The organism is Arthrobacter sp. 05N429, assembly GCF_056397045.1.
The window spans coordinates 346,406-361,055 of record NZ_JBFTMQ010000001.1 but is presented as its reverse complement, the minus strand read 5'-3'; the positions used below and the strand labels follow the sequence as shown (position 1 = coordinate 361,055).

At 65.8% G+C, this 14,650-nt stretch carries 16 protein-coding genes; 1 reads left to right on the top strand and 15 read right to left on the bottom strand.

Going from position 1 to position 14,650, the window contains the following annotated elements; all coding sequences use genetic code 11:
• Nucleotides 1-42: 42 nt before the first annotated feature.
• Genes rpsQ through rpsJ form a run of 11 tightly spaced genes read right to left on the bottom strand, consistent with a single transcriptional unit; the run spans nucleotide 43 to nucleotide 5,419 of the window.
• Nucleotides 43-351 carry a 30S ribosomal protein S17 gene (rpsQ, locus tag AC1DF4_RS01755; RefSeq protein ID WP_224047266.1) on the bottom strand — a complete coding sequence of 103 codons (309 nt, stop codon included), beginning with the start codon at nucleotides 349-351 and terminating at the stop codon, nucleotides 43-45.
• The gene (gene rpmC, locus AC1DF4_RS01750; protein WP_136321878.1) at nucleotides 348-683 is read right to left on the bottom strand and encodes a 50S ribosomal protein L29; all 336 of its coding nucleotides are present in this window, start codon (nucleotides 681-683) and stop codon (nucleotides 348-350) included. Before rpmC ends, rpsQ begins: the two co-directional genes overlap by 4 nt.
• Before the next feature lie 2 nt (nucleotides 684-685).
• On the bottom strand, nucleotides 686-1,102 hold the full coding sequence (gene rplP / locus AC1DF4_RS01745; RefSeq protein WP_011692803.1) for a 50S ribosomal protein L16: 417 nt from the start codon (nucleotides 1,100-1,102) through the stop codon (nucleotides 686-688).
• Nucleotides 1,103-1,945: a 30S ribosomal protein S3 gene (rpsC, locus tag AC1DF4_RS01740; RefSeq protein ID WP_441404346.1), complete on the bottom strand. Its 843-nt coding sequence runs from the start codon at nucleotides 1,943-1,945 to the stop codon at nucleotides 1,103-1,105.
• A complete protein-coding gene (gene rplV, locus AC1DF4_RS01735) occupies nucleotides 1,946-2,311 on the bottom strand; it encodes a 50S ribosomal protein L22 (RefSeq protein WP_003803798.1) in 366 nt (121 codons plus the stop codon).
• A gap of 38 nt (nucleotides 2,312-2,349) precedes the next feature.
• The gene (gene rpsS, locus AC1DF4_RS01730) at nucleotides 2,350-2,631 is read right to left on the bottom strand and encodes a 30S ribosomal protein S19 (protein ID WP_018773666.1); all 282 of its coding nucleotides are present in this window, start codon (nucleotides 2,629-2,631) and stop codon (nucleotides 2,350-2,352) included.
• Between the two features lie 12 nt (nucleotides 2,632-2,643).
• A complete protein-coding gene (gene rplB / locus AC1DF4_RS01725) occupies nucleotides 2,644-3,483 on the bottom strand; it encodes a 50S ribosomal protein L2 (protein ID WP_441404345.1) in 840 nt (279 codons plus the stop codon).
• 29 nt (nucleotides 3,484-3,512) lie between these two features.
• On the bottom strand, nucleotides 3,513-3,818 hold the full coding sequence (gene rplW / locus AC1DF4_RS01720) for a 50S ribosomal protein L23 (protein WP_056425233.1): 306 nt from the start codon (nucleotides 3,816-3,818) through the stop codon (nucleotides 3,513-3,515).
• On the bottom strand, nucleotides 3,815-4,438 hold the full coding sequence (gene rplD / locus AC1DF4_RS01715; RefSeq protein WP_346925353.1) for a 50S ribosomal protein L4: 624 nt from the start codon (nucleotides 4,436-4,438) through the stop codon (nucleotides 3,815-3,817). Before rplD ends, rplW begins: the two co-directional genes overlap by 4 nt.
• Nucleotides 4,439-4,442: 4 nt before the next feature.
• Nucleotides 4,443-5,093 carry a 50S ribosomal protein L3 gene (gene rplC / locus AC1DF4_RS01710; RefSeq protein WP_024366134.1) on the bottom strand — a complete coding sequence of 217 codons (651 nt, stop codon included), beginning with the start codon at nucleotides 5,091-5,093 and terminating at the stop codon, nucleotides 4,443-4,445.
• A 17-nt stretch (nucleotides 5,094-5,110) separates the two neighbouring features.
• Entirely contained in the window at nucleotides 5,111-5,419 is a 309-nt protein-coding gene (gene rpsJ / locus AC1DF4_RS01705; RefSeq protein WP_003803825.1) for a 30S ribosomal protein S10, read from the bottom strand.
• A 436-nt stretch (nucleotides 5,420-5,855) separates the two neighbouring features.
• On the opposite strand from rpsJ, the gene AC1DF4_RS01700 reads away from it, so the two are divergent.
• Complete coding sequence (locus AC1DF4_RS01700) at nucleotides 5,856-7,283, top strand: GH1 family beta-glucosidase (RefSeq protein ID WP_476911270.1); 1,428 nt, start codon at nucleotides 5,856-5,858, stop codon at nucleotides 7,281-7,283.
• A gap of 9 nt (nucleotides 7,284-7,292) precedes the next feature.
• Here AC1DF4_RS01700 and AC1DF4_RS01695 read toward each other — a convergent pair whose 3' ends face one another.
• The 4 genes from AC1DF4_RS01695 to tuf form a co-directional block, all read right to left on the bottom strand.
• Complete coding sequence (locus tag AC1DF4_RS01695; protein WP_476911269.1) at nucleotides 7,293-7,418, bottom strand: hypothetical protein; 126 nt, start codon at nucleotides 7,416-7,418, stop codon at nucleotides 7,293-7,295.
• Between the two features lie 47 nt (nucleotides 7,419-7,465).
• Nucleotides 7,466-11,641 carry a hypothetical protein gene (locus tag AC1DF4_RS01690; protein ID WP_476911268.1) on the bottom strand — a complete coding sequence of 1,392 codons (4,176 nt, stop codon included), beginning with the start codon at nucleotides 11,639-11,641 and terminating at the stop codon, nucleotides 7,466-7,468.
• An 87-nt stretch (nucleotides 11,642-11,728) separates the two neighbouring features.
• Complete coding sequence (locus AC1DF4_RS01685; protein WP_476911267.1) at nucleotides 11,729-13,282, bottom strand: carboxylesterase/lipase family protein; 1,554 nt, start codon at nucleotides 13,280-13,282, stop codon at nucleotides 11,729-11,731.
• 177 nt (nucleotides 13,283-13,459) lie between these two features.
• Entirely contained in the window at nucleotides 13,460-14,650 is a 1,191-nt protein-coding gene (tuf, locus tag AC1DF4_RS01680; protein WP_056425216.1) for an elongation factor Tu, read from the bottom strand.

Below are 14,650 nucleotides of genomic sequence, written 5' to 3'. Positions count from 1 at the left end.
AGGGAACGGGGGCTTCTCGAACTGACAGCGAGGCTGCAGGTGTTACTTGGCCTTCTCGAGGATCTCCACCAGACGCCACCGCTTGGTAGCGGAGAGCGGGCGGGTCTCGGCGAGGAGAACGAGGTCGCCGATGCCGGCGCTGTTCTCTTCGTCGTGAGCCTTGATCTTCGTGTTGCGGCGGATAACCTTGCCGTAGAGGGCGTGCTTCACGCGGTCTTCGACCTGGACAACGATGGTCTTTTCCATCTTGTCCGAGACGACGTAGCCGCGCTTCGTCTTACGGTAACCGCGCTCGTCAGCCGTGGCTGCACCGGAAACAGTTTCCGTCACGTTCTCGTCCTTTTCACTCACTTGGCGTCCTCCTCGGTCTCAGCCTCGGCCGGCTTTTCAGCCTTCTCAGCCTTGGCTGCGGACTTCTTGGACTTCTTTTCTTCCTTGGCTTCCACAACCGGGGCGGCAACCTCGGCACGAATGCCCAGCTCGCGCTCACGGAGAACGGTGTAGATGCGGGCGATGTCCTTCTTTACCGCGCGCAGACGACCGTGGTTCTCCAGCTGACCGGTGGCGGACTGGAAACGCAGGTTGAACAGCTCTTCCTTGGCCTTGCGGAGTTCTTCAACGAGACGCTCGTTGTCGAAACCGTCCAGCTGTGCGGATGCAAGTTCCTTGGATCCTACTGCCATTTCTACTCACCACCTTCGCGACGCACAATGCGTGCCTTCAACGGCAGCTTGTGGATTGCCAGGCGCAGGGCCTCGCGAGCTACCTCTTCACTGACACCGGAGAGTTCGAAGAGAACCCGGCCCGGCTTGACGTTTGAGACCCACCATTCCGGAGAACCCTTACCGGAACCCATGCGGGTTTCGGCCGGCTTCTTCGTCAGCGGACGGTCCGGGTAGATGTTGATCCAGACCTTGCCGCCACGCTTGATGTGGCGGGTCATCGCGATACGGGCAGATTCGATCTGACGGTTGGTGACGTATGCCGGGCTCAGAGCCTGGATACCCCACTCACCGAAGGAGACCTTGGTGCCGCCCGTAGCAGCGCCGGAACGACCCGGGTGGTGCTGCTTACGGTGCTTGACTCGACGTGGGATAAGCATTTAAGCCTGTCCTCCTTCTGCTGCCTGTGCCGGTGCGGCAGAAGCTGCATCAGCCGCCGGAGCTTCGGCAGCCGGAGCTGCTTCGGCCGGGCGGTCGTTACGACGACGACGGTCACCACGGTCAGCGCCACCCGGGCGGCCCGGGCGGTCGCTGGCACCACGGCCGCGGGACGGAGCAGCAGCTGCCTGCTGAGCCAGTTCCTTGGCGGTGACGTCACCCTTGTAGATCCAGACCTTCACGCCGATGCGGCCGAAGGTGGTCTTGGCCTCGTAGAAGCCGTAGTCGATGTTCGCGCGGAGGGTGTGCAGGGGCACACGGCCTTCACGGTAGAACTCCGAGCGGGACATTTCTGCGCCGCCCAGTCGACCCGAGCAAGCGATACGGATGCCCTTGGCACCTGCACGCTGTGCGGACTGCATGGCCTTCTTCATCGCACGGCGGAACGCCACGCGGGAAGTCAGCTGCTCAGCAACGCCCTGGGCAACAAGCTGTGCTTCCATCTCGGGGTTCTTGACCTCGAGGATGTTCAGCTGAACCTGCTTGCCGGTGAGCTTCTCGAGCTCGCCGCGGATGCGGTCTGCTTCTGCGCCGCGGCGGCCGATAACGATGCCCGGACGTGCCGTGTGGATATCCACACGGACGCGGTCGCGGGTGCGCTCGATTTCAACCTTGGCGATGCCGGCGCGCTCCATGCCCGTGGACATGAGCTGGCGGATACGGATGTCTTCGCGAACGAAGTCCTTGTACCGCTGGCCGGCCTTGGTGCTGTCAGCAAACCAGTGCGATACGTGATCGGTGGTGATGCCGAGTCGGAACCCGTGCGGGTTAACTTTCTGTCCCACTTAGCGAGCCTCCTCTTTCTCCGGGGTAGCGACTACCACGGTGATGTGGCTCGTGCGCTTCTTGATCTGAAATGCACGACCCTGGGCTCGCGGCTGGAACCGCTTCATGGTCGGGCCTTCATCAACAAACGCTTCGCTGATGATGAGGTCACCTTCGTCAAACGCCACGCCGTCGCGGTCCGCGAGGACCCGGGCGTTGGAGATTGCCGACTGAACTACCTTGAATACCGGCTCCGAAGCTGCCTGCGGGGCAAACTTCAGAATTGCCAGAGCCTCATTCGCTTGCTTACCACGAACAAGGTTGACGACGCGCCGGGCCTTCATAGGCGTTACGCGGATGTGACGCGCAATTGCCTTGGCTTCCATTGCTTTCCTTCTCTCGTCTTTGACGTAAGTGCAGGCGCCTAGCGGCGCTTGCCCTTACGGTCGTCCTTGACATGGCCGCGGAATGTCCGCGTGGGAGCGAATTCGCCGAGCTTGTGCCCGACCATCGACTCAGTGACAAACACGGGGATGTGCTTGCGTCCGTCGTGTACGGCAATCGTGTGGCCGAGCATGTCGGGGACGATCATCGAACGGCGGGACCAGGTCTTGATGACGTTCTTGGTGCCCTTTTCGTTTTCCCTGGCTACCTTTACAAAGAGGTGCTGGTCAACGAAAGGACCTTTTTTCAGGCTGCGTGGCATGTGTCCAGGCTCCTATCGCTTGTTCTTGCCAGTACGACGGCGACGAACAATAAGCTTGTCGCTCTCTTTGTTGGGACGGCGGGTGCGGCCTTCGCGCTTACCGTTCGGGTTGACGGGGTGACGTCCACCGGACGTCTTACCCTCGCCACCACCGTGGGGGTGGTCGACCGGGTTCATGGCGACACCACGGACGGTCGGGCGAACGCCCTTCCACCGCATACGGCCGGCCTTGCCCCAGTTGATGTTCGACTGCTCGGCGTTGCCGACCTCGCCGATCGTGGCGCGGCAGCGCACGTCAACGTTGCGGATTTCGCCGGAAGGCAGACGCAGCTGGGCGAAACGGCCTTCCTTTGCAACGAGCTGGATCGATGCGCCGGCGGAGCGGCCCATCTTGGCGCCGCCACCCGGGCGCAGTTCAACTGCGTGGATTACGGTACCGACCGGGATGTTGCGCAGCGGCAGGTTGTTGCCGGGCTTGATGTCAGCGTCGGCACCTGCTTCCACGATGTCGCCCTGGCCGAGCTTGTTGGGGGCGATGATGTAACGCTTGGTGCCATCAACGTAGTGCAGGAGGGCGATGCGAGCCGTGCGGTTCGGATCGTACTCGATTTCGGCAACGCGGGCGTTGACGCCGTCCTTGTCGTGGCGACGGAAGTCGATCAGACGGTACTGGCGCTTGTGGCCACCACCCTTGTGACGGGTCGTGATCTTACCGGTGTTGTTACGGCCACCCTTTTTCGGGAGGGGACGTACCAACGACTTTTCCGGCGTCGACCGCGTGATTTCAGTGAAGTCCGCTACGCTCGAGCCGCGACGGCCCGGGGTAGTCGGCTTATATTTACGGATTCCCATAATTTATTTCCTCGTTAAAGTGGTCTCCGCTACGAGAGCGGACCGCCGAAGATGTCGATAGTGCCTTCTTTGAGGCTCACAATTGCACGCTTGGTGTTCTTGCGGGTACCCCATCCGAATTTGGTGCGCTTGCGCTTACCGGCACGGTTGATGGTGTTGATCGAGTCGACCTTGACGGAGAAGATTTTCTCCACGGCCAGCTTGATCTCGGTCTTGTTCGAGCGGGGGTCCACCAGGAAGGTGTACTTGCCCTCATCGATCAGGCCGTAGCTCTTTTCCGAGACGACGGGTGCAAGCACGACGTCGCGCGGGTCCTTGAGGGTTGCTGCACTCACTTGGCATCCTCCTGGTTCTTTGCCACTGCCCGGTCAGCAACGAATGCTTCGTAGGCAGCCTTGGTGAAGACAACGTCATCGGAAACGAGAACGTCGTAGGTGTTCAGCTGGTCTGCGTACAGAACGTGAACATCCGTGAGGTTGCGCACGGAGAGTGCAGCAACATCGTTGGCGCGCTCGATGACGACGAGCAGGTTCTTGCGCTCGGAGACACCTCGCAGAGTTGCCAGTGCAGCGCTGGAGGACGGCTTGGTGCCGGCAACCAGTTCAGAGACAACGTGGATGCGGCCGTTGCGGGCGCGGTCAGAGAGAGCGCCGCGCAGTGCAGCAGCAATCATCTTCTTGGGGGTGCGCTGGCTGTAGTCACGCGGCGTGGGGCCGTGGACAACGCCACCACCGGTCATGTGAGGAGCACGGATTGAACCCTGACGGGCGCGGCCGGTGCCCTTCTGCTTGAACGGCTTGCGACCTGCACCGGAAACCTCGGCGCGGGTCTTGGTCTTGTGGGTACCCTGGCGAGCAGCAGCGAGCTGTGCAACGACGACCTGGTGCAGCAGCGGCACGTTGGTCTGTACGTCGAAGATCTCTGCAGGCAGGTCAACCTTGACAGTGCTAGTCATTGAACTAGGCTCCCTTCACGGCGGTGCGTACGAGTACGACCTGGCCGCGGGCGCCGGGGACGGCGCCCTTGATCAGGAGCAGCGACTTCTCGACGTCAACCGCGTGGACCGTGAGGTTCAGCGTGGTGTGACGAACGGCGCCCATGCGGCCGGCCATTTTCATGCCCTTGAAGACGCGGCTCGGGGTGGATGCGCCACCGATTGAACCGGGCTTACGGTGGTTCTTGTGGGCACCGTGGGAAGCTCCAACGCCGTGGAAGCCGTGACGCTTCATAACACCGGCGAAGCCCTTACCCTTGGTGGTGCCAACGACGTCAATCTTCTGGCCGGCTTCGAAGAGCTCAACAGAAAGCTCCTGGCCCAGCTCGTAAGAGTCAGCATCTGCAGTGCGCAGTTCTACGACGTGGCGGCGAGGCGTGACGCCTGCCTTTTCAAAGTGACCAGCCAGCGGCTTGGTGACCTTGCGGGGATCGATCTGGCCGTAGCCGATCTGAACGGCGACATAGCCATCAGTGTCTGCATTGCGCAGCTGCGTGATGACGTTCGAGTCAGCCTGGACCACAGTGACGGGGATGAGCTTGTTGTTCTCGTCCCAGACCTGGGTCATGCCGAGCTTCGTGCCCAGCAGGCCCTTTACGTTACGGGTTGCGGTCATAGTCTCTCAGCACCTCCCTACAGCTTGATTTCGATGTTCACGTCGGCCGGCAGGTCGAGACGCATGAGCGAATCAACAGCCTTGGGCGTGGGATCGATGATGTCGATAAGACGCTTGTGCGTGCGCATTTCAAAGTGCTCGCGGCTGTCCTTGTACTTGTGCGGAGAGCGGATTACGCAGTAAACGTTCTTCTCCGTCGGCAGCGGCACGGGGCCTACTACCGTGGCGCCTGCGCGCGTGACCGTCTCAACGATCTTCCGTGCTGAAACGTCAATGACCTCGTGGTCGTATGACTTCAGCCGGATGCGGATTTTTTGTCCCGCCATGTCGCCTGACTCTCTTTCAGTAAATGCTGCTCTGTTTACTTACCTGTTGTGCGGCTGCCGAAGCATTTGAAGTCGTAACTACCACCCGCCGCACAAGCTGAATCCGGATGAATCCGGGTTCCTCAACCTGCCGGCGCAACCGACCCCCGCGGTCGGGCGTGTCGCGGTTTGCACGCGTACTCGTCCGCAATTCCTTGGGGAGTGGGTTATGTTTGGGCTCTTCCCTGGACCCTGACACCCGGCATTATCCGGATCGGGACGCGAAAGAGCGCTTGAACAACTCATCTAGTATGCCGGAATTAACGGGCAGAAGCGAATCAGCGGCCGTGCCGGGCCCCCCGGAAGCCGGGCCTGCGTCACGGCCCGGGGCGCTGGTGACGCCGGGGCAGGGCGTCCGCTCATTGCCTTCGGCGGGCGCCGTGGGGATGATGGGGGCATGACTGTGCAGGATTCCGTAGCAGTCCAGGCCCTGGCCGCGCGCCTGAGCCCGGAGTTCCAGCTGGGGGTTGCCTCGGCCGCCTTCCAGATTGAAGGCTCCCTTGCGGCCGGCGGCCGGGGGCCCTCCGGCTGGGATGCCTTCGTCGAGAAGCCGGGCAGCATCCAGGACGGTCACTCCCCCGCCGTCGCCTGTGACCACTACAACCGCGCGCCCGAGGACGTCGAGTTGATGCGCGCCCTCGGCATCGACTCCTACCGCTTCTCCCTCTCCTGGCCACGGATCCAGCCGGACGGCACCGGACCGTTCAATAGCCAGGGGCTCGACTTCTACGACCGGCTCATCGACCGGCTGCTCGGGGCCGGCATCTCCCCGATGGCCACCCTGTACCACTGGGACACGCCGCTGCCGCTGGAGCACCGCGGCGGCTGGTTGAACCGATCCACTGCGGAGCGCTTCGCCGAGTACAGCGCGGCGGCCGGCCGGCGCTTCGGCGACCGCGTGGCCCAGTGGGTCACGCTCAACGAACCGGTATCAGTGACCCTTAACGGCTATGCCCTAGGGGTCCATGCCCCGGGCCATGACCTGCTTTTCGATGCCTTGCCCGCGGTCCACCACCAGCTCCTCGCCCACGGGCTCGCCGTGCAGGCGCTGCGTGCGGAGTCCGTCTCGGGCGCCGTGGGCGTCACCAACCTGCATTCCCCGGTACGTCCCGCTTCCCGCTTGGTGACGGACAGGTTCCTTGCCAACATCTTCGACCTGGTCCTGAACCGGGTGTACGCGGACCCGATCCTGTTGGGCCGGTACCCGAAGATTCCGCGCATCGCCAGGCCCTGGTTCCGTTCGCTGGGGAAGATCTCCGACGCCGATCTGCGGACCATCCAGCAGCCCCTGGACTTCTACGGGCTGAACTATTACTACCCCGTGAAAGTCGCCACCGGACGGGGCTCGGGTGAAAGCCCCGCGGGGCACACGGACGCGATGACGAAGATGCCGTTCCATATGGCGGCGTTCCCGGAATACACGACGACGGGTTTCGGCTGGCCGGTGGCACCGGACCATCTGGGCCCGCTGCTCCGCGAGCTGAAGGACAGGTATGGCGGAGCGCTCCCGCCGCTGTACATCACCGAAAGCGGGGCCAGCTTCCCCGAACCCGACCATGTGTCCGGCCCCATCGCCGACGCGGAGCGGATCAGCTACATCGCGTCCCACCTGGGCCACGCCCTGGACGCTACGTCCCCTGGGGGCATCGCCGAGGACGTCGAACTGCTGGGTTACTACGTCTGGACCCTGATGGACAACTTCGAGTGGGCCGCCGGGTACTCCCAGCGCTTCGGCCTGGTCCACGTGGATTTTGACACGCAGGAGCGTACGCCCAAGGATTCGTACTACTGGTATCAGGCGCTCAGCAGGGCCCGAAAAGGCTGAGCCTGCGGGCTATTTGTTCTTGTTGGCCCGTGTAATGCGCTTGGCGCGTTCAATCTCGTGGCGGAAGTGCTTCTTGGCCCAGACGACAGCGACGACGACGGCAACGGCCACCAACAGGAAAATCAACCAGCCCATTGTGAGCTCCCTTCATTGGAAGCAACGATATCAGCGCCCGGCTCCGGTCAACCATGGTCCACCGGCTCACGGTACGGGGCCGGCTGGCCAGCGGCCGGCTTGCTGCGGTTCAGCCGCCAGACCGCCAGTGCTATCAGGGCCGTGGCGATCAGGGCGAGCAGGGCGAAGGTGTACTGGCGCATGGCCCACATGATGCACAGGCCCACTCCCGCCGCGCCCCACCAGACAAACAGCCGTTCACCGAACGCCAGCCCCGCCATCAGCAGCACCGCCATGAGCGCCAGGACCCAGAGTTGCTTCCCGGGATCGCCGCCGAAGATGATCCCCAGCCCGGACAGCGTCAGCAGCCCGGCGGCCCCGGACCACAGCGCCCGGACCGCCGGGCGGTTTCCGGACGCCAGGCGCAGCGCGCCCAGCAGCGCGGCGAGAACCACGTACCACTGCAGCGTCCAGAACCAATCGGGCCAGGCGGAGCCGGAGCCGGGTCCGGTGAACAACACAGCGCGCTGCACGGCCGCCGTCGTGGCTAGCAGTCCCAGTTCCGCCGCCACCCTGCGGGCTGCCCCCGGAACTTCGGCGCAGCACACTGCGGCGGTGATGGCCACGAGCCCGGCGCCGGCCCAGGATGTTGCGTCCCAGCGCAGCCCGAAAAGCGCAGCGAGGCCCAGACCCAGGACCGCGGCAGCCGCCAGCGACCAGCGCCGGAGCGGATCGGTGCCGAGGGGGCCGCGGCGCAGCCACCTGACGGCATAGAGCGCCGCCGCGGCCGGAGCGGAGCCGGCCAGCCACGGCAGGTTACTGCCCCAGGCGCCCGGCACGGCTTCCAGCAGTTCGGCGGCTTCGAGGGTTGCCCCGGCCAGAACCGCCGCGACAGCCGGCACGTAGAGCACTGGCCAGCGTTCAAGGTGTGACGCCGCAGAAAGGGCCACTGCGAGCACCAGGACCGCTGCCCCGGCCAGCCAGTCAGCCGCTGGGGGTGTCAGCAGGAGGGCGGTTCCGACAAAGGCGCCGCACGCGGCCAGCCAGAGCCAGCGCTCGACGTCGGCCCGCGCCTTCCGCCGGAACAGCACGCCCGCGGCGGTGGCAGCCAGCGACAGCACGAGCAGCACCACGACGACGCCGTCCCGGCTCAGCAGGGGCCGGTCAAGGAAGCCGCCGGCGGAGAAACCGCTGTTGAACTGCGCCAGCGGCCCCAAAGCCAGCGTGGCGAAGGCGGCGGCATAGACCGTCAGGTAGGCCGCCCCGCGGGCCGCGAAGACCCTGCTGGCCAGCACGGCGGAGACCAGCAGCAGCGCCACGTGCAGCAGGATGACCCAGCGGCCGCCGTCGTCCGGGTCCGCCGCCAGGTAGCCGAGCGGAAGCACCGACTGGGCAGCGAGCGTCATCCACACCGCTCCCTGCTGGAACGGAACCTCTACCAGGCGGTGCCGCATCAGCCAGCGGATCATGTGCTGTGCCGCGAGAACCAGCCCGAAGGTCACCGAGACCGTGGTGACGGAGATGGTCGCGTCATAGCTGAGCACCAGCGCCAGGGTCAGCACCCGGGCCGCAGCGAAATAGCCGCCCTTGGCGGTGCCCGAGGCTGCGGTCACGACCATCACGGCGCTGTACCCGGCAAAGATGCCCAGCACCAGCTCGACATCGAGCGCGGTGCCCGCCCTGGCCAGCAGGAGCACCGCCAGCACCACCGGGGCGAACACCCCCGCCCGCGGACGGGCCCGCAGCACGAACCCCGCCGCCGCTGCGCTGACGGCCATGACGACCACGACGGCGGTCAGCTGCCAGCCCTCGGTCGTCTGGTGGTCCAGGGCGGACGCTGTGAGGACGGCCAGGGCGGCACCCTGCAGCACCAGCACCCCGGCGGCGTCGGTGATGACACCGCGGGGTGCCCGACCCCTGGCCTCGGCCAGCAGGGGGAAAGCCAGTTGCAGCCCCAGCACCAGCACGGCCAGCGAAGCGCCCGTGATGTCCTCGCCGCCGAGCAGCATCGGACCGCTCTCCTGCCGGAGCTGGTGGAAGCCGGTCAGGGCCAGAAGGGTGCCGGTCCCCCGGGCCATCCACCAGTAGCCCCAGCGCTGCTGGCGCCGGCCGCGGCGCAGCGCCGTTGCCACGAGGTAGAGCAGCGTCAGGGCGAGGCTGATGTTGCCGCTGCGGAGCGAGACTGCGGTAAACGCCAGGCCGGCCAGCGCCGCCGCCATGCCCAGGGGCAGCAGTTCACGGACGCTGGGCCGCCACGCAGATCCTGCCGCGGCTTCCCCGGCGGTGGCCCAGCCGATGCCAAGGGATGTGAGGAGCTGGAGCACCACAGCGGCACCGGCCAGTGTTCCCCCGGGCGTCTCGTCCTGGAACGCCAGTGCGGCGAGGGCGGGGAGCCCCGCGAGGGAAAATGCTGCCAGGCTCGCGTCCGGGGCCAGCGAAGGAACACCCGTCCGGACAAGGCCTGCCGTGGCGAGTTGCTGCAGCACCAGTGCCAGCAGGAATGCGGAGAGCACCGGCACGGAGCCGGAACCGCTGCCGGTCACGGCCGCCACCACCGCAGGCACGGCCACCGTGACCGCGATGCGGGCGGCGAGAACGAAATGCGGCCGCAGGGGCTCCATCCGGGGCAAAGAGCGCACAACCCAGAACAGTGCGACCAGCAGCAGCAACCCGACCGGGGTCCAGTTGCCGGCGCGGTCGCCGAACGCGGCAGCCAGCATCAGAGCGGGCACCGGCGCCCACTCCGCCACCCCGCCCAGTCCCACTGCCAGGGCCATGCCGGTGAGCAACGCCAGGACCAGCGGCACCCATACGGGCACGTCGACGGTCGGATCGACGGCGGCAGGGAACAGGGTCGCCGCGCCCCACAACAGGGTCAGGAGCAGCTGCAGCCCGAACGTGCCGAGGGCGTCCGACCGCTGTCGTTCAGCGGACCCCAGCAGCGCGGGCGGGACCACATTCAGCCCCGACGCCAGAAGCACGGACTGGAGGGCTGCCAGCGCGACGCCGGTCAGCAGCGCCCACGGCAGGCTCTCACTGGCAGCCCATGTTCCGGCCGCGGCCGCCACAGTGAGGCTCACCCGCGCCCCGTAGTACTGGGCGATGCGGAACCGGCTTTGTGAAACGGCGGCCATCAACGCGAAGTAGGCGCCACAGAGGAACATGATGAACGCGTACTCGCCCTTGCCGAGCAGCAGCGGCACGATGGTGACGGCCACCGCGACGGCGGGAACCATAAAGGGGTGCAGGTTCATCAGCGGTTTGAGGAACACGGCAGGCATCCAGCGCGGACGCGTCAGTGCCAGCAGCGCCAAGAGGACCGCGATGCCGATCAGGGAGGCGAAGTACCAGGCCAGTGCCCCGCCGAGGACCGAAATCCCGGACCACGCCGTCGACACGACGAACGTCGCCGACAGGTAGGCGAGGATCTTGCTGTCCATCCTGACGGCGGCGGCAACATAGGCCACGGTCCCGATGAACGATGTGACCAGCCAGGCGCCCGCGGCGTCATGCAGGAGGAAGCTGTACAGGGCCAGGCCGGCCACCGGGATCAGGGCCAGCCCGGTTCCGGCGAACGCAACGGCCGCGGGCCTAAGCCGCGGGGCCCTCGTGTGCAGGACCAGTCCCCCGGCATAGAACAGCGCCGTGATGGCGAGGACGCCGGCGAAGCGGAGGACCTCCGGCAGGGATGTGCCGACGAACAGGGCACCGGCAGCCACCAGCAGGAGGCTGGCGACATAGAGGGTGATGTTGATGTTCTGCCGGTCCCGTTTCTCCTTGCGGGCGGCCCGGTGGGCGGCGGACTCTTGCGGAACGGCGGGGTGTGCGGGCCGCTGGGGCGCGGACTGGGGCCGGAGCTGTTCGTGCGGTGCGTTCCCGGCCGTCGGTACCGGGTGGTAGTCGCGGGAACCACCGGGCCGCGGCTGGACTGAAGACTTGCCTGCGGGCGGGACTCCCGGCTGGACCTCCCCCTGGACTGGGGATCCGGGCGGGGCCGGCAGGCTTGGTCCCGGCAGCGGCTGGGGAGTTCCAGGAGCGGGAAGGAGGGGCTTCGCCACGAGCTCACGGGCGGACTGGCAGTCCCTCCACCCCTCGAGGTGACCCGCCCGGAAACCGGCCGCGAACGCCCCGCTGCTCACCGCGGCACTACGACGGCGTTCCCGCGCACTCCCCGTGCGGATGCCCACCAGGAATGCGCCTGCCAACAGCAAAAGGACCAGGAGGGTGGGGACGGTCGTCGGCATAGCGGGATCCTTCATGTCGCCGGCTGTCCGGACCCGCCCAGCCTCAATAACTCCAATGACTAGATGAAATATAGCACCAGCGGAGGCTCAGCGAAGGGTTTTCCACAGGGCCCGCTCCCACGGCCGGGGATCCTCCACAACCCGGGAGTCGGCGTCGAATCGCATCGTGGCCCTCCGGTCGGGGTCATAGCTGGGCCAGCCGGGGTCTCCTGTGGCAGCGAAAGCGAGCCACGCGGCGTGCATCGTGTGCGCAAGCTGCTGCGGTGGGTCGTTTCCCAGCAGCGGACCGAAGAGCGGCGCGTCCGTGGCAGCAGTATCGAAGACGAACGGAACCTCGAGCGCGTGCACTGCGCCGAGACCCGGCGAGGCCCAGGCGAACTCGTACATGTAGGTGCCCGAGGTGGTGGTGGAGTTCGCGTGCGCGTCGGCCAGGCGTATGGCGGGGATCCGCATCCACCAGTCCGTCTGCACCGCGGCCAGCAGATCACCGGGAACCGCCCCGGGGTACCTCGCCCGGTAGGCGGCCAGGGCCGGCCCGGCCGTCAGCCCGTAGGCCGCCAGGGACTGATAGCCGTAGACGCGGACCGGACCGGACAGCATCTCGTCCGTAATGCCTGCCAGCGCGCCGCTAACGAACAGAAACAGCCGCCAGTCGTCGGTATTCGTGCCGACGATGACGTCCACCTGCCTCCCGGATCCGGCGGCGATCCGCTCGATCGGCGGGCCGGGCAGGACGTCGCCGTCGATCACCGGCTGCCACGGCATAACGCTCGCCACCACGGCCTTGCCCCATCGTTCCGGGTCCGGGTCGGCGAGCAGCTCGCCCTTCAGCTCCGCCTGCGCCGCCAGCAGACGCTGGACCCCGACGCCGGCGATCGCCTCACGCGTAGCTGCCACCCCCAGCTTTCCGGCCAGGTACCCGGCGATGCGCAGCGCGTCCGCGGCCGGCGTTACCTGATGGGCTGCGCCGCTCTGCAGGATCGCCCGCTGGAACAAGCCTTCGGCGCGGGGCATCGAGAGCAGCATGCCGATGCTCATCGCCCCTGCGGACTCGCCGAAGACTGTCACGTTGCCGGGGTCCCCGCCGAAGGCAGAGATGTTCTCCCGCACCCACTGCAGCGCAGCCACTTGGTCGAGCAGGCCGAGGTTCGCGATTCCGTCGCCGAGATACAGGAACCCCTCCGCGCCCGGACGCCAGTTGACGACGACGCAGACCACCCCGTCCCGGGCGAAGCGGCTCCCGTCGTAGGCCGCCGTCGAGCTGATCTCAAACATTCCGCCCTGGACCCACACCATCACCGGCAAGTTGGCCCCGCCGGGCTCCGGCGTCCAGATGTTGAGGTTCAGGCACTCCCCGGACGGAGCGGCGCGCTCCACTTCCGCAAAGGCATTGACTACTTCCGACCAGTCCTCTGAAGCCCCCGTGGACGGACCGCCCATGGATGGCGGCGCCACCTGCGGGGGCTCCGGCCCAAGCCTCGTGGCGTTCCGGACACCGGACCAACCCAACGCAGGCTGTGGCGGCCGGAGACGGTTGGCGCCGATCGGCGGCGCTGCATACGGGACCCCGAGGAAGGTGTGCACCCCATTGGCGAAGCTGCCCTGCAGTTCCCCCTGGGTCGTCGTGACCGACACGTTCATCACACCATCGTGGAACCTGTGGCGGGGGCAGGTAAGGGGCGTTGGTCCCGAGGCCCGCGGATGTGCAGGACAGACAAAAAAGAACAGCCCCGCTGCGAGTGCAGCGGGGCTGTTCCTACGTCACGGGGGCCGTCAGACGGCCAACCCGATCAGAGATCTAACAAAGACCAGCAAGTACTACTTGAGGATCTTGGTAACGCGTCCCGAACCAACGGTGCGGCCGCCTTCGCGGATAGCGAAGCCGAGGCCCTCTTCCATGGCGATGGGCTGGATGAGCGCAACGGTCATCTCAGTGTTGTCGCCAGGCATAACCATTTCCGTGCCTTCCGGCAGGGTGATAACGCCGGTTACGTCCGTGGTGCGGAAGTAGAACTGCGGGCGGTAGTTGGAGTAGAACGGGTTGTGACGCCCGCCTTCGTCCTTGGAGAGGATGTAGACGTTAGCCTCGAAGTCGGTGTGCGGGGTGATGGAACCCGGCTTGACGACAACCTGGCCACGCTCGACATCGTCGCGCTTCAGACCGCGGAGCAGGAGGCCACAGTTCTCGCCGGCCCATGCTTCGTCGAGCTGCTTGTGGAACATCTCGATACCGGTAACCGTGGTCTTCTGGACCGGGCGGATGCCGACGATCTCGACCTCGGAGTTGATGGCGAGGGTTCCACGCTCGGCGCGGCCCGTAACAACGGTGCCACGGCCGGTGATCGTGAAGACATCTTCGATCGGCATCAGGAACGGCTTGTCACGGTCACGTACGGGGTCCGGAACGGACTCGTCGACAGCTTCCATGAGGTCCTCGACGGACTTGACCCAAACCGGGTCGCCTTCGAGAGCCTTCAGACCGGAGACGCGGACAACCGGAGCTTCATCGCCATCGAAGCCCTGAGCCGAAAGCAGCTCGCGAACTTCCATTTCGACGAGGTCGAGGAGCTCTTCGTCGTCGACCATGTCCGACTTGTTCAGTGCGACCAGCAGGTAGGGGACACCAACCTGGCGGGCGAGCAGGACGTGCTCGCGGGTCTGAGCCATCGGGCCGTCAGTGGCGGCAACCACGAGGATTGCACCGTCCATCTGTGCAGCACCGGTGATCATGTTCTTGATGTAGTCAGCGTGACCCGGGGCGTCTACGTGTGCGTAGTGGCGCTTCTCGGTCTGGTACTCAACGTGGGAGATGTTGATGGTAATGCCGCGCTGACGCTCTTCGGGAGCAGAGTCAATGGACGCGAAGTCGCGCTGCTCGTTGAGTGTCGGGTACTTGTCGTACAGCACCTTGGAAATCGCGGCCGTCAACGTCGTCTTACCGTGGTCAACGTGACCAATGGTGCCGATGTTAACGTGCGGCTTAGTCCGCTCGAACTTTGCCTTTGCCAC